This window comes from Paenibacillus sp. JT31N11 (assembly GCF_056269285.1).
In genome coordinates, this window is the sequence record NZ_JBWDNQ010000001.1 from 656,577 (window position 1) to 677,778 (window position 21,202).

The following is a 21,202-nucleotide window of genomic DNA, read 5'->3' on the forward strand; positions in this document are numbered from 1 at the left end:
TTTCTCCATTTGTGCCAGTATGTTAATGTTTATTTAATCCATATGAAAGCTCAAAAACAGCCGGGAACCAGAAATCTGTTTATGAAGCTGTCTGGGTTAAATAACAGCTGTGCAACCAAGATTAAGGCGCCCTTTTCTGTTTAACGGTTAAGGGCTTCTTTGTCAAATGGAGGGAGTTGCGTCGTATGGGACCATCGAAACAGCCTGACCTCACGAGGATCTTACGCAAGCTGGGTACGCAGGATATCGTAGAATCACTGTCCGGGCGCTTGTCGGGGAGCGAGTTGAACACGCTTCTTCTTAAAGTGTTCCAGGAAAAAGCGGAAATGTCCTCTGCAGGCGACCTGCTCAAAAGATACGGCGAGAACCGTTTTGTCCAACCGGCAAATGCCGATGCAATTTTGTTGAAGCAGCTTGAACTGGATGTATTGAAAATGGCGGCAAGGCATACCGTTTCAGCGGTTCAATTATCGCCTGTAGCGCCGCTTGGGAGCTCTTCGGTGGTCGCGACCGTCGACCAGAATAAAATCATTTCCGCTCTAAGAGGAACGGAAGTGGTGTCGGATGCGACCAATCTTCTGGCACTCTATATTAGTGACATGATCAAAACACAATCCGTGAATAACCGCGATGATTATATCCGGTTATGTACGACGCACAGGCATGTGAGAGCGCAATATTTTGGAAATATCCCCGGGATGCTGCCGCATTTCCATCTGTTTTGTATGGTCACAGCAGGCGAGGATAAAGGCTCCTATGGTTTTGAGAAGCAGTCATTTTGGGAGCACATCATGGTTTACAGAGACCTGTTTCAATCCTTGTTTGGTTCTCAAATCGAAATCATTCTCAGCGGTCGTGCCGGCTACCCGGACACGGAGGGACTATTGACAAGAGTTGTGCAGTTCGCCCAGGAGCAATACGTTAAATTAAATATAACCGTATCGGAACCAAAGATGGATAATCAGTATTACAAAGGTTTGCAGTTTACAATCAAGACTACGATTCAGGGGAAAGAGCTCAATATCGGTGACGGCGGTTTTGTGGACTGGACACAACAGTTATTGGGCGCGAAGAAGGAGCGTCTTTTGATTAGTGCGATTGGTTTGGATAGACTTCTTGTATAGAAGATTGGATTAAAATTCAGCAGATCCTGATTATTTCTAAAATATTTATTCTGGAAAATATTACTTTTATTAATAGGATAACTGCTTAAAACCCTGCAATAACAATGTTACTTTTCTGTAACTCTTTAAGAATAAAACTCCCTTATGATTGCAGTAGAAAAACAAAATTCTACTCATCGAGGTGTTCATCATGGACAACATAAAAAAAACAATGCTGCAAAAATGGACCAAGCTGAGCTTGGCTGCGATCATCTCCGTAAGCTCGGTTACGGCTGCAGCACAAATTGCAAATGCGAAGGCTGCCAGCACGCAATCGATTTCTTCATCAACAGTCAAAAATAGCTCCAGCGCCTATGTGAAAAGCCTGTATGCCCTTGCCAAGCAGGGCAAAATACCAGGCTCCGATTTTGTATCCGGAAAAACATTAATCAAGGATGTTCACAAAAAATGGGGCGATCCCACTATGGGGCCTTCCAACAAATATGAGTTTTACAATTTCGGAATGGGCACAGGCTCGTTTGCGGTCGGGGTGGGAAAAGGCGGTGTCGTGTTTGATCTCCGCACGTTCGGACAAAATATCGACCCGACTACCGGAATCAAATCATTGACCTTCACATCCATTATTGCAGCGCTGGGCATGCCCAAAGAGGTACGGTTCAGCGGTGAAGACAAAATTTATATGTATAATGCCGGCAGCTTTCAGCTGAAATTCGTTGGCCCCAAAAGTGTCGCAAAAGGGAGCATAGCCCATATAGATCACATGAATGTCTACTCACCTAAAGCGGATAAATAGACGAATGAACGCTAAAAGAGGCCGATGGGCCTCTTTTTTATACAACCTGAGCCGCCCCGGTGAATAATTTGCAAAATAAAACAGGCCAACCGAAAATATCGGTTGGCCTGTTTATGCATATATATTAAGCGCGGAAGTTCGCGGGCCTCTCCGGGCTGGCTTCTTCCAGTTTGCGGCGAAGATCGTCACGGCCGGCATCCGCGCCGTAGGAAGGAGTCCCGGGCTGCTGCCGCCAGGACTCGTCGAGACCGCCCGCATCGACGGCATCAAATCCAAGCTCTTCGACAAGCTGCATCACGACAGCTTTTGCGGCTTGATCATCGCCTGCAACCGGCAGGGCGATGCGTCCCGGCGATCCTGCCGGCAGACCGCGGTCCAGAATGTGCTGGGAATAAATGCCGTTGAATACCTTGATGACCGGCCGTCCCAGATGCTGTTCCACCCAGCGGCTTTCGGGCAAGCCGGCCTCAATGGGCGCAATCAGACCATCGCGCTGCTGCGGGTAATAGTTTCCGGTATCAATGATGGCTGCATGACTGCTTGCTCCGTCAAGGACACCGGCAGGCAGCAAGGGGATATTCTTTTGGGGTATGGTCACGATCACAACGTCTGCTCCTTGTGCGACATCTGCCGCATATCCGGGCTTGGCTCCGGTTTCAGCAGCCAGGTCGGACAGTGTCTCAGGACCGCGGGAATTCGCGATGTGCACATCATGTCCCAGCTTCGTGAGGCGGCGGGTAAGGTTTCCTCCGATATTGCCTGTACCAATAATTCCGATTTTCATTAGTATCCCTTCTTTCGTCATAATGGGCTACTTACGACTTAACTGTAACCAATTTAATTACATATGTCAATGTGGTTTATTCTCGGAATCTGGAAGTAGCGGGTTAAGAGTTTAAGGAAAATTTGGAATTTGATAGGCGGTAATATGTTACAATAATAGGAATTTGGAAGATTTAATAGGAAAATGGAAAAGGAGAGGATGAATTGAAAGGGTTAAAGCGTATAGGTGTGGTTGGTGCCTTAGGTATATCGATCATACTGTCAGGCTGCAGCATGTTTGAAGGGGGTTCGAAGCCAAGCAATGAAAAGTCGACGCTGAAAATTATGTATTATGATGAAAGATCTTTTTACAGCCAGTTGGGGATGGTTTATTCAGCTCTTCATCCGGATGTGGACATCACGGTCGTTACCAATCAGCAAACAGGTCCCTATGATCCTGAGATGGATATGGAAGCGCAATTCGATACCTTTATTAAAGAAGAGCAGCCGGATATCATCATGCTGTCAGCGGATCAGCTGACCCGTTACGCGGAGGACGGCAGCCTGCTGGAGCTGGATACGATGACGGAAGAAAAGGATTACGACAAAGAGACGCTGATCCCCGGCCTGCTCGATTATATGAGAGAGCTTGGCGGAGGAAAAATATATGGCCTCTCCCCGAGCTTCTACAGCCAGGCTATTTTCTACAACAAGGATTTATTCACCAAATACGGTATACCGCTGCCGGAAGACAAGATGAGCTGGGATCAGCTGTTTGAGCTGGCGCAGCGGTTTCCGACAGATGGCGCGAAGGACAAACGGGTCTATGGATTAAGCCTGGGCTACAATAGCGAGCTTTATCAGTTAGGCAGTCTGATTGGCAGCTCACAGAATCTGAGCATGTTCAACGCGACGAGCAAACAGGTTACCATTGATACGCCGGCTTGGAAGAATGTATTTGATGTCGCGATGAAGGGGCTGAAGTCCGGCGCATTATATACCGAAGATCCAAACGGGATGATGTCGTCGGGCTCAACTTCCTATGAGGATTATCTTCTGCGCGATCCGTTCATCTCCGGGAAGCTGGCGATGAAGTTCGAAAGTGCCTATATCATGACCCAGATCAAGGAAGCGCAGAAGAATGCGAAGGACAAGGCTATCCAGAATTGGGATATTGTCACGGCTCCTGTCGATCCGCAAAGTCCGGACACCAGTTCGAATATGTCGCTTGGCCAAATTTTTGCAATCAATGCCAAGTCTGTGAACCAGGAAGCGGCCAAAGAATTCATTCGCTATATTACAAGCGATGATTATGCGAGAGTCACATCGAAGCTTCAAGACGGCACCTTCTCCGTCCGCACCAATTACCTGAAAGATGAGGAAAACCATAATTTTAAAGCCTTCTACAGCCTGAAGCCGGTAAAATCATCCATCTATAAAGACTTCGACAAGCTGCCGCAAAACTTCTTCGCGAAGTTTACCGGCATTGCCCAGGAAGAGCTCAAGGCCGCGTTCGACGGCAAGAAGCCACTAGCTGAAGCGCTTGCATCGGCTCAGGTCAAAGGTCAGCAGGCGATGGTCGAGGAGCAGGCCAAGGTGAAGGAGCAGCCTGCACAAGGATCCGGCACCGCGGCGGTGGAGGCCGAAACACCGGCGACGTGATATCCATACCATGCTGTAAGGATATTGGCAGCGGCTCTATCGATAACGGTTTCTTTTGCTATAATCAAATTAAAAGTCCGATAACAAACCGCTTCTGCATGCGCAGCCGGAATTTTTTTTATTGGACTTTTATGAAACTGTCAGAAATCCTGTTCCTTGCAAGTCAATAGAGGGAGTCAACAATCATCACTGCGAGGGGATTTGCCCTTGGATAACTGGAGCGGAGAGATCATAAACTGGGAACTGCTGGAGGATGCGGAGCTGGTGCGGCACGCCCAAGCGGGCGAGCGGGAAGCCTTCGGAGAGCTGGTCAAGCGGCACCGGTCCAAGATGTATGGCTACGCCAGAGCCATTACGCAGGAATCCTTTCTGGCGGAGGATATTGTGCAGGACGCTCTTGTAAGAGCGTTTATGCATCTTGGGAAGCTGGTTGATATGGAACGCTTCCTGCCGTGGGTGCACCGGATCGTTCGGAACCAGGCCTTTACCCGGATGAAAAGCAGTCCAGCTGCCAGAGAGAGAACGTTCTCTGCGCTGCAGCCCGCTGGGGCGGAGAAGGCCGTACACGGTGAATGGAACAATCTGGATGCGATTCTTCATCGCCTGAGCCGATCGGCAGAAGAGCGTTCTGCCCGTGAAGATGTCCCGGAAGAACAACTGCTGCGGCAGGAAACGCTTCATGTGCTGACAGGGATCATCGAATGCCTTAAGCCGCGGGAAAGGCTCGTTTTCGAATCCCATTTTTTCGATCAGCTGTCTCCCCGGGAGATTGCGAAATTATTTGAGCTTTCAACGGCCAATGTCTACCAGATTATTTCGCGCTCCCGCAAGAAGGTTATTCAGGAGAAAATCCGTGTGACCGTTGACTCCTATATCAAGACGAGGAAGGATATGGGAAGCATGAAGAAAGTCATTTTACCGGATTCGGAGACGATCTCCGAGGTTAGAACCTGGAATACGGCAGTGGATGCCCTTTACACGATGCTGAAATACACGGAAAAACGTTTATCCTACCCGATGGTCGCAGGGCTGACTGGCCAGGCTTTTCGCATCAACATTATACCGAAGACCGTTCATATCGCCGGCCCGACGGCATACAACTTTGGCGACAGCATGACAAAGGGGCTGCGAAACGCGGGATTTCACGCCAGGTTTGTCGATGGTCTGTCAGCTTCAATCGGCCTCAACACCAATTTGATCGATCCTTCTCTGCTTGCGAAAGAAGCGATGGGCAAAAGAGAGATTCATCATGCGCTGCCGGAGGCGCTCGATCTGATTCATCATTCGCTGGACCGGGGCTACCCTGTCCTGGCCTGGGATATTTTCTTCCCCGAGTTCGGGATTCTCTACGGCTATGATGATGAACAGCGGCTGCTGCTGGCGGAAGAATGCGGCAGAAGGGATACGCTCCCATACGAGAATCTGGGCCGGAGCGTGCTCGAAGAAATATTCGTATTGGCGCTTGATACGCCTTTTGAAACGAACCGGCGCGACCAGGTCAGGAACGCCCTGCGCATGATCGTGGACCATTATGAGGGAAGAGAAACGAATACGCCTTCTGATTCCGTCAAAGGATTGAAGGCCTACGATGTATGGTGCGAAGCATTCCGGGAAGGTAATGTGGAACCGAACGGGAATGCCTATAACATCGCTGTCATCAACGACGGCCGCAGAAACGCGCTGGAATTTGTGAAGGAAGTCTTGTCGGGATGGCCTCAGCAGGATGAAGCGGATCAGCAGATACGGGGACTGCTTGGGGAAACGGCAGAATTGTATGAAGTGATTTCCGGTCATTACGGGGCACTGCATCAAATGTTCCCGTTCCCGGAAGGCGGAGATCCGAATAGTCCTGAGAATGCCCGGCAATCCATCGAACTGCTGCAAACCATTAAGACGTATGAGCAGGCAGGAGTATCGAAACTGCTGAATATTCTGGACAAGTTGGGATAAGCAATACTCGCAATCGAGCATCAATCAAAAATGGCAGCAGGCTTGGAATTGGAGCGGCTGCCATTTTTCTATGATGCAGATGTCGATGGACGGCCTAATAATTGCGGAAAGGGGAATGATGGAATATATAGGCAGGGTGGCACTTTACCGGCCTCGGAATATCCCTTACAATTTAGAATAAATTCGATCAGCTAACAGCCATTATACGGACAAGAGGTGAGATTAAGCTTGAGTCATTCACAAGAACATATCCAGATTATAGAATATACCCCGCAATATGCGCAGGCTGTTGCCGACATGTGGAACCGCAGCCAGGAGAGCTGGGGAGGGGGCAGCCGTATCCGCAGCGCGGACGGAGTCAAGCGGGAGCTTCAGAATGCCGGCAACCTGAAGGTGTTTCTGGCTGTAGACGGAGAAGAAGTGGTGGGCTACTGCAGCTTTTCCCAATACCAGCATGACGAAGGCGCTCTGTATGTGCCGCTGCTGAATGTAAGGCCGGATTATCACGGAAGAAAGGTTGGCAGGGATCTCATTCTCAAAGCCGTTGAAACCACCGTGGAGATGGGCTGGCCAAGGCTGGATCTGTTCACTTGGGCAGGGAATACGAAAGCGGTCCCCATGTACAAGAAAACCGGGTTCTTCTGGGAGAAGAAGGAAGATTCGGTCCATCTGATGAATTTTATTCCGACTGTCTTGATGACGGATGCTCTCCGGCCCTCTCTGGAGCGGCTCGACTGGTATGCAGACAGCAAACGCAAGCTGGAGATACGCCCTGACGGGCGTTCAGAGAACGGCTTTGATTTCTTTGAATACGCCTGGGAGAAGGACGGGACATCACTTCGTGTGGAGTTCGAGAAAACAGGCAGGGGAATAAGCCTGATTGAAACTGGCGAATATGCGATACATACGGAAATCGACGATCACGATCTGGTGTTTGGCAGCCGTTATCCCGTTCGTTACCGGATTCGGAACAAGACGGGTGAGCCTCTGGAGTGTACGATTCGCGGACGCAATGACAAGACGGTTCAATTCGCGTTGGAGCAAACCGTCAGGGTTGCGGATACTGTTGTCATAGAGGGCGAGTTCGAACTCCTTCCGATCCAGGAAGACCAAAGCGACTGGCGAACGCATCCTGCGGTTGTATCGGATTGGACGATTAATGGGAGGCATGCGGAGCTTCGGACGGGGATCGCACCCAAGTTTCCGGCAAGAGTGAAGCTGGACGTGAAAAACCAGGAGCAGTACATTGGTGCCGGGGAGGAAGCCTTCCTTACCTTTGAGAACAATTTCAAGGAACCGGCGGTTTTTGAGCTTGAATTCCCGCCATCCGAATTTATACAGTTTGAGAATCCCCGTATCTCGATCCGTATTCCGGCCAAAGGCAAGGCCGCGGTAACGGTTCCTTACCTGTTAAAGGATTTCGGTATTTTCTCTGAAAATGTGGTGATCAAAGCGATCGCCGAAGGCTCGGAGCCCGTTTCATTCACCGCCCGTATCTGGGGTGTTTTCAAAGGGAACACCGGCCGTTACGGGGGAGATATCGTGGACCATTGGCTCGCCGTGAACGGACCGTATTCAATGGGACTGAACAAGAACAACAATGAGCTTTGGACCTCCCATTTTCAGAGAAGCCATCATACCAGCTGGACCTTCCCCAGAATCGGGAAGCCCTACTCCCCGGAATTCAGCAAGAAGAAAGCGGAAGAGGTCAGGATTTATCCGCAGGGAGATGCGATGGTGCTGGAAGCGGATTACCGGTCGGAGGATTTTCCGGGCATGGCTTTTACGGCCTTCAGCCGTCTGAATGCCAGCGGGATTGTGGAGCGTTACTTTGAAGTGCGCAATGCTTCGGTTTCCTTGGATTCAAGTGGAGAGGGCATATGCATGATCGACGGGTTCTATCATCATTCGGAAGGTCTGGTGCTTCCCTATGACGGACGTTATTACGATCTGAAGGACCGTTTTGCCGCGCAGTATGACGACTGGGATATTAACCGGATAAGCGAAAACTGGCTGTTCAGCCGGAATGAGAAATTATCCCACGGATTCTGCTGGGAGCCCTCGGCAAGACTGGTAAAAATGGAATGGCATTTTGGCGTCGAATATGAGCTCGGCGGGCTGGCAGCAGGTGAAACCGTCCGCACGGCCTCGACTTTTCTGGCGATAGGCACATTCCCGGATTGGTGGGATTTCCGTTCCTTCGCGCGCAAAAGGAGAGATCCGGTTCAGCCTCTGCTGCAGGATCATTTGGAATTGAGCGTAAACGGGGGAAATCCATTCATCGTGCAGGATGCGGACGTGTATATCAAGCAGCACCGGAACCAGCCGCTTGCCGGCGAGATGACATTGTCCTTGCCTGAGACCGCGCCGGAGGTTTTCCATAAAACGTTCCGCCGTGATGACGCTCTTCATTCGGCAGTATTCCCGCTCAAGTCTTTCGTCCCTGGCTCAATCGAGCCGGTCCGGATGCGCTTCGAGACCGAGGAGCTGAGCATCGAACGCGGAACCGTACTGATTCCCGTCGGCCACGCGCCCGTTCAACAGGAAATTCGCCAAGCCGAAGACGGCCAGACCTACCGCTGTTCGAACGGCACATTGACCATCGAAGCATCTCCGGCATTTGGCGCAGGTCTTCACTCCCTCAGGCATAACGGAGAAGTATGGCTGGATAGTTCATATCCTGAAGCAGGACCGCGTTCCTGGTGGAATCCATGGCATGGCGGAATCTCCGCTTCCGTTCAGGGTATATCACCGCTAAGCCAGCAGGATGAGCGGCGAAGCGCCGCGTTTGCTTCATTGACCGACAACCGGGGGAATGAGTGGAGCGGAATAGCGCTTCACACACATATTGAGAAGCATGAGCGGTACCGCGGTATGGAGCTGACATTATTTGCGCTGCTGCTGCCGGGAGCTCCTGTGCTCTGCTGCGTTACCCGATTGACCAATAGAACGGAAATGGCCTACAATAGCTTCCACAGCACGATCAACAGCTTTCTCCTCCCCGGCGAATCATTGGAGCAGGGATGGATGGAGAAGGACAACGGGACCCGTTACAGATGCGGCAAAGCAGGAGTGGAAATCGAATCGGAAGGCGTAATCCGTCTTGGCAGCGATAACCGCTCCGCCGCTTTGCATGCGCTGAACCGGTATCCGGGATCAAGAGCATGGATGTATACCAATAATCTCGTTATCCATCACGGAGTTTCTCAGAGCAGTCTGATGCTGGCCGGGAGCACGGTATGGGCGGCTCCCGTATTTTACACGTTCTCCGGAACCCCGCTATCGTACACGGATATGCGGGCATTAGCCGAAATCAGCTTTGGCGGGTAATGAACTGGCGGAGCATGCTCCGCCAGGTTTTTACCGGCAATTAAATATAATGGAGGGTAGCTATGCCAATCATCGATATTCATATTCATTTGTCGGACATCGACAGCTTTCACCGTACGGCGCGCGAGCTGTCGGGTGTCGATTATTCCGCTGCCGGGCTTAAAGCGGAGTTTGACCGCAGCGATGTTGTCCTGGGCATCGGAATGGGCGTGCAGGAAAAAACAGCCGGGGCTTTCCCGGATTCTCTTGCCTCCAATCCAATGGGGCTGGATCTGGCCGAATCTGTCCCTCCATTCCTGATGGAATGCGTCGGGATCAATCCGGTCAGGCTTGATTCTCCGGAGAAGAAGAAGGAGCTCGACAGGATCGAGAAGCGGCTTGCATCCTCCGATGTGGCGGGAATCAAGCTTTACGCCGGTTACTATCATTATTATGTAACGGACAAAACCTATGGTCCGATCTATGAGCTGGCCAAGCACTACGATGTTCCCGTGGTGATTCATACCGGCGATACGTATTCCATGAACGGCTTGCTGAAATATTCCCACCCGCTCACAGTCGACGAGCTGGCTTATCAGCAAAGAGGGGTGCGCTTCATGATCTGCCATCTGGGCGATCCCTGGGTTATGGATGCTGCGGAGGTCGTTTCCAAAAATCCGAATGTTTACGCCGATTTGTCCGGGCTGGTTGTAGGAGACCAGCTCAAGTTCGACCGGTTCGAGAATGAGCCGCTGTTCATGGATCACTTCAGAAGAGCGCTCGTCTATGCGGACAATTATGAGAAGATGCTGTTCGGAACCGACTGGCCGCTCGCTCCCATCGGGGTGTATATCAATTTCGTCAGACAACTGATTCCCGAGAAGTTTCATGAAGAAGTGTTCTATCATAACGCTTTTCGGGTTTTTCCACGGATCGGACAAAGGCTGGAGCAGCTGACGAATTAAAGGAGATATCGTGACCATTTCGTCAGCTTCACTACCCCGCCCGGCTAAGCCTTATGAAAGCATGGGGAAACTAGTTTGTAAGGGCGGCGATTGTTTAGCCTTTCCGCTGCGGGTATAATAAATTAGTTCCAGAATATTGTGCAGGAGGTAAATGTCCTTGAAAAATTTCGAACAGCTGTTGGAAATTTATGCAGAGCTGATTGTGAAGGTAGGCGTCAATGTCCAACCGGGGCAAGAGGTGTTTATTAATGGAGCGACAATCGAAATCGCCTCATTTATCCGCCTTGTGGCAGGCAAGGCCTATGAGGTTGGAGCAAGCAATGTCCATGTGGATTGGACGGACGAGGCATTAGCCCGCTTGAAATATGAGAAGGCGGCTGACGGGGTGTTTACACGGTTTCCGGAATGGGAAACAGCCAAACGGCAAGCTTTTGTGGATAACGGCGCAGCCTTTATTTCCATTGTCTCTCCCAACCCGGATCTGCTGAAAGGAATCGATCCACAGCGGATCGGCAATTTCCAGAAGGCCTCCGGTCAAGGGTTGAAGGAATTCCGCAGAGCGATCCAATCCAATAAGGTCAGTTGGACCGTTGCTGCGGCTTCCACCAGGGATTGGGCACAGAAGGTATTCCCGGCATTATCCGGGCAGGAAGCGATCGATAAGCTGTGGGCGGCTATTTTCGATTCAGTTCGTCTTCATGCAGAAGATCCTGTCAGAGCCTGGGAGGAGCATAATGCAGCCTTACATAAGAAAGTGTCGCTGCTTAACGACAAGAAGATATATAAACTTCACTACAAAGCGCCTGGAACGGATTTGACTATCGAGCTCAACGAGAAACATACTTGGGTGGGCGCAGGCAGTACGAGCCAGAATGGTGTCCTGTTCATGGCCAATATGCCGACGGAGGAAGTATTCACCGTACCGCAGAGGAACGGTGTGAACGGCATTGTATCAAGCACCAAGCCGCTCAGCTACGGAGGCAATATCATCGACAAGTTCAAGCTGACCTTCGAGAGCGGCCGGATTGTCAAGGTGGAGGCTGAGGAAGGACAGGATATTCTGCAGCAGCTGGTGGATACGGATGAGGGCTCCCATTATTTGGGCGAAGTGGCTTTGGTGCCGCATGAATCGCCAATCTCCCTGTCCGGCGTGCTGTTCCTGAATACCTTGTTCGACGAGAACGCCTCCAATCATCTGGCTATCGGCAGCGGGTATGCGTTCAATATCGAAGGTGGCGCATCAATGCCGCCTGAGGAGCTGGAGAAGCATGGCGTCAATCAAAGTATAGCGCATGTTGACTTTATGATTGGCTCGGATCAGATGGATATCGACGGCATTCTGCATGATGGTTCCACTGTACCCATATTCCGCAAAGGCGGCTGGGCAATATAAGTAAAAAAGCTGTTCACTGGACATTGGGGGTCAGTCCCATGATCCGGTGAACAGCTTTTTTTTCGTTTCGGGATGCATAGAAGCCGATCTGTCATCTGCCGCGCAGTCTGTGACTGCCCCATACCAGGCATGCAGCGGCAATCAAGCTGCCTCCTGCCCAGCTGACCCCAGTCCATCCCCAATTATGCCAGGCGTAACTTCCAAGGGTTGATCCGATGGCGCCGCCAATAAATGTGCTGACCATCAATACGGTGTTCAACCGGCTGCGGGCGGCGGGATCAAGGGCATACACGCGGGCCTGATTGGAAATCTGGGTTCCCTGCACGCCAAGATCGAGCAGAATGATCCCGACAATCAACCCCCATAACGAAGTGCCGGCAAAGCCGAAGAAAAGGTACGAAACGAACGTAACCGCAATCAGCAGACCTGCCAGAATCTTCGGCTGAAATCGGTCCGACAATCGTCCGACAACCGGAGCCCCGGAGGCTCCGACGACCCCGACAAGGCCGAATAATCCGGCAACCTGGCTGCTGTAGCCATAAGTGCCGCCCTCCAGGAAGAAAGCCAGCGATGTCCAGAACACGCTGAAGCCCCCGAACATTGCAGCTCCAATCATTGCGGCTTCCCGCAGCGTGGAGAATTGGCGGATCAAACCGCCGATCGATTTGATCAACTCCGTATAGGAGGCCGTCATACCCGGCTGGCTTCGCGGAAGCTTCGCACGAAGAACAATCAGCAGCCCAAGCATGAGCGCCGCGGCGATTGCATACATAGTCCGCCAGCCCCACGCTCCGCCGATCAGACCGGCAACGGTTCTGGCAAGCAGGATGCCTAGCAGCAGCCCGCTCATTACCGTGCCGATTACTTTGCCGCGTTCCTGGGGTGAAGCCATTTGAGCGGACAGGGGGATCAGAATTTGCGGCACTACGGTCGTAATGCCCACTGCCAGACTGGCGATGTAGATCCAGGTTAAGCTCTGAGCGGTGCAGACGCCAAGCAGCGATACGGTGACGGCAGCCAATAAGGCGGTGATCAAACCGCGGCGCTCTCTGATGTCGCCGAGAGGGACGAACAGAAACAAGCCGAGCGCGTATCCGATTTGCGTAAACATCGAAATAAGCCCGGCAGCGTCGGATGAAACGTGAAAAGTGCGCCCGATATCCGCAAGCAGCGGCTGGTTGTAGTATAAGTTCGCCACAGCCATGCCGGAGGCCGCGCTCATGAGCAAAATTAATCCTTTGGTCAGGGGCTGGCCGCCTGCTGCGATTTCGGGGGTAGTGGATGTCATTGCCATAATGTGTTATTCCGCTCCTTTGCTATTTCAATATAGCAGATAATCAGGCAGGCTTAAATACAAGCTTGCGCCGGGCGGCTTCGGCTTGGCCCGGATGTTTCTTTCCTGAGTGCAATTGAGATGACATTTTATGTCGCACCAGCTGTTTTATAATGAGTGCAAGTGCAGTGAAAGGCGTGATTATCCAGTCAAGCCAGCCGGATTGACGGATGCCTGCCGGACACAGACCACTTGTGATAGTTGAAAAAAAGAGCTGAGGCATGAAATGGGGTTTAAATGTGGCAAAAACAAAAAGAGGCCGTGTGCTGTGGGGTCTGCCCTCGCGCGGCCGGGGAACTTGCCCGGTCTGCAGCCGAACCAGAATAAAACTGCTTTATCCCCGGACAAAGTCCGATGGAACGCCGGTCAAGGTTTGCAAAAGATGCATCAACGCACCGCAGGAGAAAGTGGAAGCCATCAGCTAGGCTATCCGGAAGGACGGCCCGTTCCCTGGATGGGGCGGGCCTTTTTCCATAAATTCCGCTTGCAAGCAAAGACTGTTCAGTGCTGTAATGGAAGGAAACGGGCATCTGCCGTTAAGGAGGGCTGCTGAAAGTGAGCAATATGCATCGGATTCAATGGTTTGACCAGCAGATTATTCAGGGCAGTTACCCGAACAGCACGAAGCTTGCGCAGCAGTTCGAAATTTCCAAACGGCAGGCGCAGCGCGATATTGAATATCTGGAAATGTCACTGCGGGCGCCTTTATTATATGTTGCCAAACACAGGGGCTATTGTTATGAAGACAAAGCCTACGTCCTGCCTCATCTCTATATGACGGAGGACGAGAAGAAGGTGCTGAAATACCTGGCCCACCGGTACCGGAATTACAATTACGATAATGCGGACGCCATCCGCCGCGTGGCGCAGCTGCTTGAGCGTTTTACGGGTGAACAGGGGAGCGGCAGCAGCTTTCGCCTGCCCGTTTTTGAAGCTAATCCGCGCATGATGCATAATCTGGAGCTGCTCAGCCATGCCGTCCGGCAGAAGCTTGTCGTTCAGATGACTTATACCGATAATCAGGGAGCCGCCCGGCAAGCTCAGCTCTATCCGTTAAAGCTGATTTCCCAAGTGAACGCTGATTATATTGCCGCTTACTGTGCCCGGCAGCGGTTGAAAATAACAGTGCGTCTGGATCAGATTCAGCAGCTCATATTGACAGAGTCGCATTACGAGTATTCCGAGGATATGGAGACGGACGGCACGGACAATCCGCCCCCTGTACTTAAACCTTATACAGCGCGGATACAGATGCTTCGTCCAGTCCATGGCGATACATGGAAGGGCTACCCGATCCTGTCCCGGGATGGACTCCTTTACCGGATATCCTTCTATGATGCGGATGCCTTCTTGCAGCATTTGCTTGTAGCAGAATGGAAGGAGCTTGAGTCTCCGCAGTGGCTGAAGAAGAAATTGGCTCATTTGTGTCAACAAACGCTTCAGCGGCTGGGAGTTGTGAAGCGCGAGTGAGGGCGGCCGGTGACAATCCGGCTCAGAGATCCGATCAAGCGGAATATGTTAGACCGCCGCGATGCGGAGCCACAGATCATTGCCTGGTAGCTGTGAGCGATGCACGGTGCGCGGTGCGAAAAGAGGGGGCGGGGAATATTGTCCGGTGTTTATTTGGACCATCTCATCATGAAGCGGGAATCGAAATCGTTCACAGACAGCCTCCATGCCGTATTGACAGCGGCCAACCTGTTTACCGGCCCCAAATATATGCTCTCCGGCTATACCGGAATGGCGTTCAAATTCTCTGTTCACGAGCAGCTCCTGCCGATGTCCGTATCCGCATACGGGCAGTGGGTGACGGAGCATAAGCCTGCCATCGATAATCTGGGCATATGGACAGCGATTGATGGAGGAAGAACGAGGCATGCTACCTTTTCCCATTACCGGCAGGAGGCCGTGAAATGGGTGAGAGAGAGCCTGAACAACGGCATAGGCGTTATCTATTGGATTCCTGAATTTGGTGTCATTCACGGGTATGACGATGAGGACGGGATCTTTTATGTACAGGATGGAATGACGGATGAGGACCGGATTGTGCTGTATGATAATTTCGGCCTTAATTTCACGCCTTTCTGGTACTGCCAGAGCTTCGGTGAGAAAGTGGAGATTCCGCAGGAGGATTTGATTCTGGAATCCTTCCGGCTGGCAGTCTATGACTGGGAAACGCCTTATAAAACGCTGCCTGGACGGGAAATTGCTTCCGGGAAGCTGGCTTATACCTTTCTCACGGAGGCACTTGCGACAGGCGGATATGATGAGCGGGGAGCTGTCTATATTCTGGATTCCTTCCTCTATTCCAGGAAAGAAATCAGAGATTATTTGCATGATATTTTGGGGATTTGGCATGAAGCGGACGTGGCCTTCAGTCTCTATGATCGTCTTGTAGGTGAGACGGCCGTTATAAAGAACTGCATCGTGGAGACAGGGGGATCCAAGCATGTTGAACATGAGAGAAGCGTGGAGCTGATTGCAGCGCTAAAGACTGCCGAAATGCTGGAGCAGCAGGCAATGGAGCTGTTTCAGTCATTATCCGCCCGATATCCGGATCCGAAACGAACTACGATTCCCAGGTGGGGAGCGCATTCCCCGCGATAATGCAATTTGGATAAGAAGGCCGGAGATAACCGGCGGAGCAGGCGGATATAGTCTCGGGAAGCGTAAGCTGAAAGCTTTTAAGGAAGGAGTGATTCAAGTGGGAGCTGTCTTATTAACCGGTCAGAGGATGACCGCAGAATCCGAATCCTATATCGATGCCATGCACGGGATTTTGTTCCCGATGGGATGGATTGCCTGTTCCAAATCCTTGCTTGCGGGGATGACCGCGGCGGCCTTCCGTTTCACGGTCAACCGGAGGCTGACCCCGGAATCCGTGACGGCATACAACTGGATGGCGGAACATTTTCTGGCTGCGGATTTTCTGGGCGTAACCGCTTCGCAGAATGCCGGATTTCATTTTCAGCCCACGTTCCCGCTCTATCAGAGGCGGGCGGTGGCCGCTATCAAAGACTCCCTTGACCGCGGGACAGGCGCTGTTATCTGGAAAGATAAATTTGTGATAGCCGCGGGCTATGATGATGAGCGGGAAGTGCTCTATATCTCCGATGGCACCGCAGAAGATTATGAGGAGCTGCCGTATGGCGATTTTGGCTGTAACCGATCGCCTTATTGGTATGTTCAGACCTTTGAAACCCGGATCGAATCGGACGAGATGGAGATTTACCGGGAGTCTCTCCTGCAGGCTATCTATAAATGGGAATCCCATGACTTGATGCTGCCTGAGAAGGAGTATGCCTGCGGCCGTTCGGCTTATGGGGCGATCATACATGCTCTTCGCGGCGGTCATTACGATCCAGCCGGACTGAGGGAGATTATCCGCTGTTACGGAGCTGCCAAAAGAGACAGCCATGCTTACATCGCCGCTTTGGAGCGCTGGATGCCGCAGATCCGTGAAGCTGCGGATGCCTATGCGAGGCTGGATTCAATATTCCAACAGCTGGCGATGATTAATGCCGGCATGATGCCGGTCCGGAGATTGAATGCGAGCGAAGCCAAGGATATGATTGATTTGTTTGACGATGCCTTGATGGTGGAAGAGACGGCAATCCGGTCGCTGAAGGGGCTGATGCGTGAAACGGCGGATAACCGGTTCAATGATATCGCCTTGAGGTAATGACGGATAAGGGATTCCGAATGCCGCCGGCGGAGGTTGAGATGGATTGTCTTGTTATCAGTTTAGTTGTATACTGACAACAAGTTTAGAAATTATTTTTGTCGGTAATGCTGCAGGAAAGAGGTGAAGAGGGTGCGTGAGGATGCGGATATGAGTGTATTAACCAGGAAGGAAGAACGATTGGGCATCCTGCTGTGGTTTCGGCTGTCCCGTTTTTACAACCGGAGCATCCGCGAAACCAATCACCACTTGAAGAAGTGGAAGCTGACTGCCGCACAGTTCGATGTCCTGGCTCAGGTAGGCGCAGCTGGCAGAATCAGTCAGCAGGAGCTGGCAGAGAAACTGGTCGTCACCAAAGGAAATATCACCCAGCTCATTCACAAGGTGGAGGAGCTTGGACTGATCGGACGTGAGCAGGAATGGAAGACCAAATATATTTCGCTTACGGAAGCCGGGCAGCTTCTTTTCAATGAAATTGTTCCGCTCCAGGAGCAGTTTCAGGCATCCCAATTTCAATCATTGGACCAAGGCGAGCAGAAGCTGCTGCTTGAGCTGTTAAGAAAACTAAGAGCGTGAAAGGCGGGGCAATCTCATGAATGTAAAAGGAATTCATCATCTGTCAGCTATGACAGGAAGCGTAGCAGGCAACTATCAATTTTATACGGATGTCCTCGGCATGCGCCTGATTAAGAAAACAGTCAATCAGGACGATACCTCGGCTTATCATTTGTTCTATGGGGATGAACGGGGCAAGCCGGGCACGGAGCTTACCTTCTTTGATTTTCCCGGAATCGGGCCGAACAAAGAAGGGGTGAGCAGTATCTCGGGAACCTCGCTGCGGGTGAAGAATGACGACGCGCTGCGGTACTGGACCGAACGCTTCACTGAGAAAGCCGTCAGGCATTCACCGATTACCGGACATGCGGGCAGGAACGTGATTTTCTTCGAGGATCCGGAAAGCCAGAAGCTGGCGCTGATTTCGGATGAGCATAATGTTGGCGTGGAAGGCGGGATACCCTGGGACAAGAGCGCTGTTCCCATTGCCTACGGCATTACGGGACTTGGTCCCGTGAAGCTGACGGTCCGTAAGCCGGATGCTACGTTAGGGGCGCTTCGGCTTCTTGGCTTCACGGAGAAGAGCCGGGTGCCGGCGCTGGTTGAAGGGCAGGAGGATATTATCATTATGCAGGTAGGGGACGGCGGCTCCGGCGCCGAGGTGCAGGTCGAGCCGCGCAGCGATTTGTCTGCAGCCAGTCTGGGCAGAGGCGGCGTTCACCACGTTGCATTCCGGGTTGAAGACAAGGAAGAGCTCATGGAATGGATCGGCATCCTGAATCAGGCGGGTCTGCATAACTCCGGTTTCGTGGAGAGATATTATTTCCGCTCCCTATATTTCCGCGAACCGAACGGCATCCTGTTCGAGCTGGCTACCGACGGTCCCGGCTTCGCGACGGATGAACCGTTCGAGACCCTGGGCGAGTCGCTGGCGCTGCCGCCATTCCTGGAGAATCAGCGCCAATCCATAGAGGCGAAACTGAAGCCGCTGAACACGAAACGTTAATGTTCAGGCTTTCGCGTACTGAGCCGCTTGCTGTGCGCGTTAAGGCTAGATCTCTTTTGTCCAGTCGAGGACTGTCCCAATAGACATTTTTGCTTTTTATGAATACCGTCTCTGATATTCCAAATAGACGCTTCCACCGCCACTCTACCCGTGGTTTTGGAGGCGTCTTTGCGTTGTTGTGCGGGGCTTGAACTGCTTGCTGCTGTCTGGGAGTCTTTTTGAGAGACCCCCTTTGATGTGTGGAAGCGCCGGCGATAGTGCAGGCCTTACTGCAACGCCGATTCGGCGCTCTCCCGGCCCAACCGGCAGCTCCAGTAAGGAAAAACCGGCTTCCACGCCAATAAGCCCCTGGCGTCGGCCATGTAAGCCGGAAAAACCTTGCTACAGCTCTTCCGATCATCCCGGTGCGTCTCCATACTTGTCAACCAAAGTACATTACTAATTGTGGAAGAAGCTCATGTGACGGCAAAAAATTCTACTCTTCATACCAGACAAGGGCGAGATTCACATGTAAGTCTTTCACTATTTTATTATTTTCAAAGGGGGGGACTATTCCGCTTCTGAGGGCGACAGGTCCATTTCTTCCCGAAGTATGGGAAAAAGCGGTTGACTTCGGTTATAATCGTGCTAACTGGTAAACGTGAGGAGGAAATCCTGTGAAAAAACGTGTGGTAGTGATAGACGACAAGCCGCTCATTCGGCAGGCAATCGTGCAGACGATCGATTGGAACAAGCTGAACTGCGCGGTTGTCGGGCAGGCGGAGGACGGGATCGAGGGAAAGCTGGTCATTCTGGACAACAAGCCGGATATATTGATCACGGATATCAAGATGCCCGGACTCAGCGGACTGGACCTCGCCGAGCTGATGCAATCGACCTTCCCGCTGTCCAAAACGATTTTGATAACCGGCTACCAGGATTTCGACTATGCACAGCGGGCTGTCCGGCTTGGCGCCTATGATTTTATCGTCAAGCCTGTGCGTAATGACGAACTGGAGCGGGTAATCGCGCTCGCCGTGATGGAGCTGGAGAACCGGCATCTGGAATTGAGCCTGAATGAGAATATGACCGAAGCGATCAACAGACTAGAAGAGCGTCATCAAAGCTCGCTGCCCTTCCTGCGGAGCAAATTTATTTCCGAGCAGATCGGCGGCGTACGGGCATCGGAGACGGAAGCGTATATCATCTGCGAGCAGTTGGGCATCTCATGCAGCCGCATCGCTGTTCTGATCGTGCGCTCCAAGCAGACATTCGCTACGCTGCAGGGTGCGGACAGTGCCAGAATCAGGCTGGGCATGCAGGCCAAGCTCACAGATATGGCAAGGCAGTCGGCATCCAAACGGGACTTTGAGATCATCGAGTCGCTCCATCAGGATGACCTTGTATTAGCTGGTCTATTCCCCCGAGCACTGCCTCCGAGAGAGATCAAAATGAAGCTTCAGGCCGTATGCCAGGAGCTGATCGAGCAGGCCAGAGAACAGTACGGACTGCTGTGCTGTATTGCGGTCAGCTCGCAGTATAAGCAGCTGAGGGAGCTGCCCGAAGCATTTGCCGAAGCCTCGACGCTGATGGACAGCAGCTTCTTTCGGGCGGAGGAGCCTGTTCTGTTCCCGGAAAACGGTCATGCGGCCGGGGAAATGGGCAAGCAATCCATTATCCGTGATTTGGAGCAGTTCAACCAGATGCTTGAGCATGCGACCAGCGGGGAAATGATCAAGCATCTGGAGAAGGTGCTTGAACAAATCAGGGGCTACAGCGAGGGCAATATCCTGGTTGCCAAGGGACTGCTGTCCGATGTCTGCCTCGTAGCGGCCCGTTATTACTTCCGTCTGACCGGGGATGAATTCGGGATGAACAAACGGATTGATGAAATCTTGGATGATGTTTACCGTCTGCCGAATATGCAGGCAGCTTCCGATTATTTGGCCTTATTCGTTAAGGGGATCAAGACCAAGCTGGAGAATGGCGACAAGGAATACAGTCTGGTCGTCAAGAAGTCCGTTGATTATATTAACAACCATTTCGCAGAGAACCTGAGTCTGACACTCGTAGCCGACCATCTCGGCATCAGCTCCAGCTATTTGAGCCGCCTGCTGCGCATGGAAACGGGCATTAATTTTGTCGATCTGGTCTATAAAGCGAGAATTGAAGCGGCCAAACGGCTGCTGAAGGATCCGAAGAACAAAGTCAACGAGGTCGGTGAAATGGTCGGCTACAAGGAATACGCCTATTTCTATCAGGTATTCAAAAAAATCGAGGGCATCTCTCCCAAGGAATACAAGAACAGGGGCAGCGAGATGTAGATGGGCGGCTGCTTGCAGTACAGGAGCAGTGAGATGTATGTAGACCAGCGGCTGCTTTGCCGCATGAGGTTGAAAGCGAATATGCTCCGTCAAACCTCGGGCAGAGTACCGAATGTACCTCGTCAATGTATTATTATGAATATTTGATCTATTAGTCGCACCTAGTGCGAGGCACCGGAATTACCTCTCAGGACTGCACTGTTCCGTCCATACCCGCCACAGGTTTATAACTATCGAATCTCAATGACAAACAATCCAGATAAATGATAACGTTTACATGGAATGCGTGGTAATTATTCGTACCAAGCCAGCCGAACAATTTCGTACAGGAAAGCGGCAGCAGCCGCTGCCTGGATTCATATTCT

General features: G+C 51.8%; 16 protein-coding genes. 14 read left to right on the plus strand and 2 right to left on the minus strand.

The genetic code is table 11. The features are described from left to right. The first annotated feature begins 185 nt into the window (after positions 1-185). Together AC0YNV_RS02990 and AC0YNV_RS02995 are read left to right on the plus strand one after the other, a co-directional pair. Entirely contained in the window at positions 186-1,124 is a 939-nt protein-coding gene (locus AC0YNV_RS02990; RefSeq protein WP_475765705.1) for a hypothetical protein, read from the plus strand. Positions 1,125-1,314: 190 nt separating this feature from the next. After that, the gene (locus tag AC0YNV_RS02995; RefSeq protein ID WP_475765707.1) at positions 1,315-1,917 is read left to right on the plus strand and encodes a YjgB family protein; all 603 of its coding nucleotides are present in this window, start codon (positions 1,315-1,317) and stop codon (positions 1,915-1,917) included. Between the two features lie 124 nt (positions 1,918-2,041). Here AC0YNV_RS02995 and AC0YNV_RS03000 read toward each other — a convergent pair whose 3' ends face one another. Continuing rightward, positions 2,042-2,701: an NADPH-dependent F420 reductase gene (locus AC0YNV_RS03000; RefSeq protein ID WP_475765708.1), complete on the minus strand. Its 660-nt coding sequence runs from the start codon at positions 2,699-2,701 to the stop codon at positions 2,042-2,044. A gap of 203 nt (positions 2,702-2,904) precedes the next feature. On the opposite strand from AC0YNV_RS03000, the gene AC0YNV_RS03005 reads away from it, so the two are divergent. From AC0YNV_RS03005 to AC0YNV_RS03025, 5 genes are all read left to right on the plus strand, one after another. Further along, on the plus strand, positions 2,905-4,341 hold the full coding sequence (locus AC0YNV_RS03005) for an ABC transporter substrate-binding protein (protein WP_475765710.1): 1,437 nt from the start codon (positions 2,905-2,907) through the stop codon (positions 4,339-4,341). Positions 4,342-4,548: 207 nt separating this feature from the next. Beyond that, on the plus strand, positions 4,549-6,291 hold the full coding sequence (locus AC0YNV_RS03010; protein ID WP_475765712.1) for an RNA polymerase sigma factor: 1,743 nt from the start codon (positions 4,549-4,551) through the stop codon (positions 6,289-6,291). Positions 6,292-6,519: 228 nt separating this feature from the next. Beyond that, entirely contained in the window at positions 6,520-9,621 is a 3,102-nt protein-coding gene (locus tag AC0YNV_RS03015) for a GNAT family N-acetyltransferase (RefSeq protein ID WP_475765714.1), read from the plus strand. Between the two features lie 62 nt (positions 9,622-9,683). Further along, positions 9,684-10,565, plus strand: a complete 882-nt coding sequence (locus AC0YNV_RS03020) for an amidohydrolase family protein (protein ID WP_475765716.1) — start codon at positions 9,684-9,686, stop codon at positions 10,563-10,565. Positions 10,566-10,716: 151 nt separating this feature from the next. Continuing rightward, positions 10,717-11,958: an aminopeptidase gene (locus AC0YNV_RS03025; RefSeq protein ID WP_475765718.1), complete on the plus strand. Its 1,242-nt coding sequence runs from the start codon at positions 10,717-10,719 to the stop codon at positions 11,956-11,958. A gap of 91 nt (positions 11,959-12,049) precedes the next feature. Here AC0YNV_RS03025 and AC0YNV_RS03030 read toward each other — a convergent pair whose 3' ends face one another. Beyond that, a complete protein-coding gene (locus AC0YNV_RS03030) occupies positions 12,050-13,252 on the minus strand; it encodes an MFS transporter (protein ID WP_475765720.1) in 1,203 nt (400 codons plus the stop codon). A gap of 278 nt (positions 13,253-13,530) precedes the next feature. Here AC0YNV_RS03030 and AC0YNV_RS03035 point away from each other — a divergent pair, with 278 nt between their 5' ends. The 7 genes from AC0YNV_RS03035 to AC0YNV_RS03065 all read left to right on the plus strand — a co-directional run bounded on the left by AC0YNV_RS03035 (position 13,531) and on the right by AC0YNV_RS03065 (position 20,837). Then, positions 13,531-13,716 (plus strand): hypothetical protein, encoded by a 186-nt coding sequence (locus tag AC0YNV_RS03035; RefSeq protein ID WP_379113106.1) that lies wholly within the window; start codon positions 13,531-13,533, stop codon positions 13,714-13,716. Positions 13,717-13,855: 139 nt separating this feature from the next. Next, on the plus strand, positions 13,856-14,761 hold the full coding sequence (locus AC0YNV_RS03040; RefSeq protein ID WP_475767275.1) for a helix-turn-helix transcriptional regulator: 906 nt from the start codon (positions 13,856-13,858) through the stop codon (positions 14,759-14,761). 138 nt (positions 14,762-14,899) lie between these two features. Then, on the plus strand, positions 14,900-15,898 hold the full coding sequence (locus AC0YNV_RS03045) for a cysteine peptidase family C39 domain-containing protein (protein WP_475765721.1): 999 nt from the start codon (positions 14,900-14,902) through the stop codon (positions 15,896-15,898). A 97-nt stretch (positions 15,899-15,995) separates the two neighbouring features. Beyond that, positions 15,996-16,973 carry a hypothetical protein gene (locus tag AC0YNV_RS03050; RefSeq protein ID WP_475765723.1) on the plus strand — a complete coding sequence of 326 codons (978 nt, stop codon included), beginning with the start codon at positions 15,996-15,998 and terminating at the stop codon, positions 16,971-16,973. Between the two features lie 150 nt (positions 16,974-17,123). Next, complete coding sequence (locus tag AC0YNV_RS03055) at positions 17,124-17,549, plus strand: MarR family winged helix-turn-helix transcriptional regulator (RefSeq protein ID WP_475765724.1); 426 nt, start codon at positions 17,124-17,126, stop codon at positions 17,547-17,549. 16 nt (positions 17,550-17,565) lie between these two features. Then, positions 17,566-18,534 carry a ring-cleaving dioxygenase gene (locus tag AC0YNV_RS03060; RefSeq protein WP_475765726.1) on the plus strand — a complete coding sequence of 323 codons (969 nt, stop codon included), beginning with the start codon at positions 17,566-17,568 and terminating at the stop codon, positions 18,532-18,534. A 656-nt stretch (positions 18,535-19,190) separates the two neighbouring features. Beyond that, positions 19,191-20,837, plus strand: a complete 1,647-nt coding sequence (locus AC0YNV_RS03065) for a response regulator transcription factor (protein WP_475765728.1) — start codon at positions 19,191-19,193, stop codon at positions 20,835-20,837. The last annotated feature ends 365 nt before the right edge of the window (positions 20,838-21,202 follow it).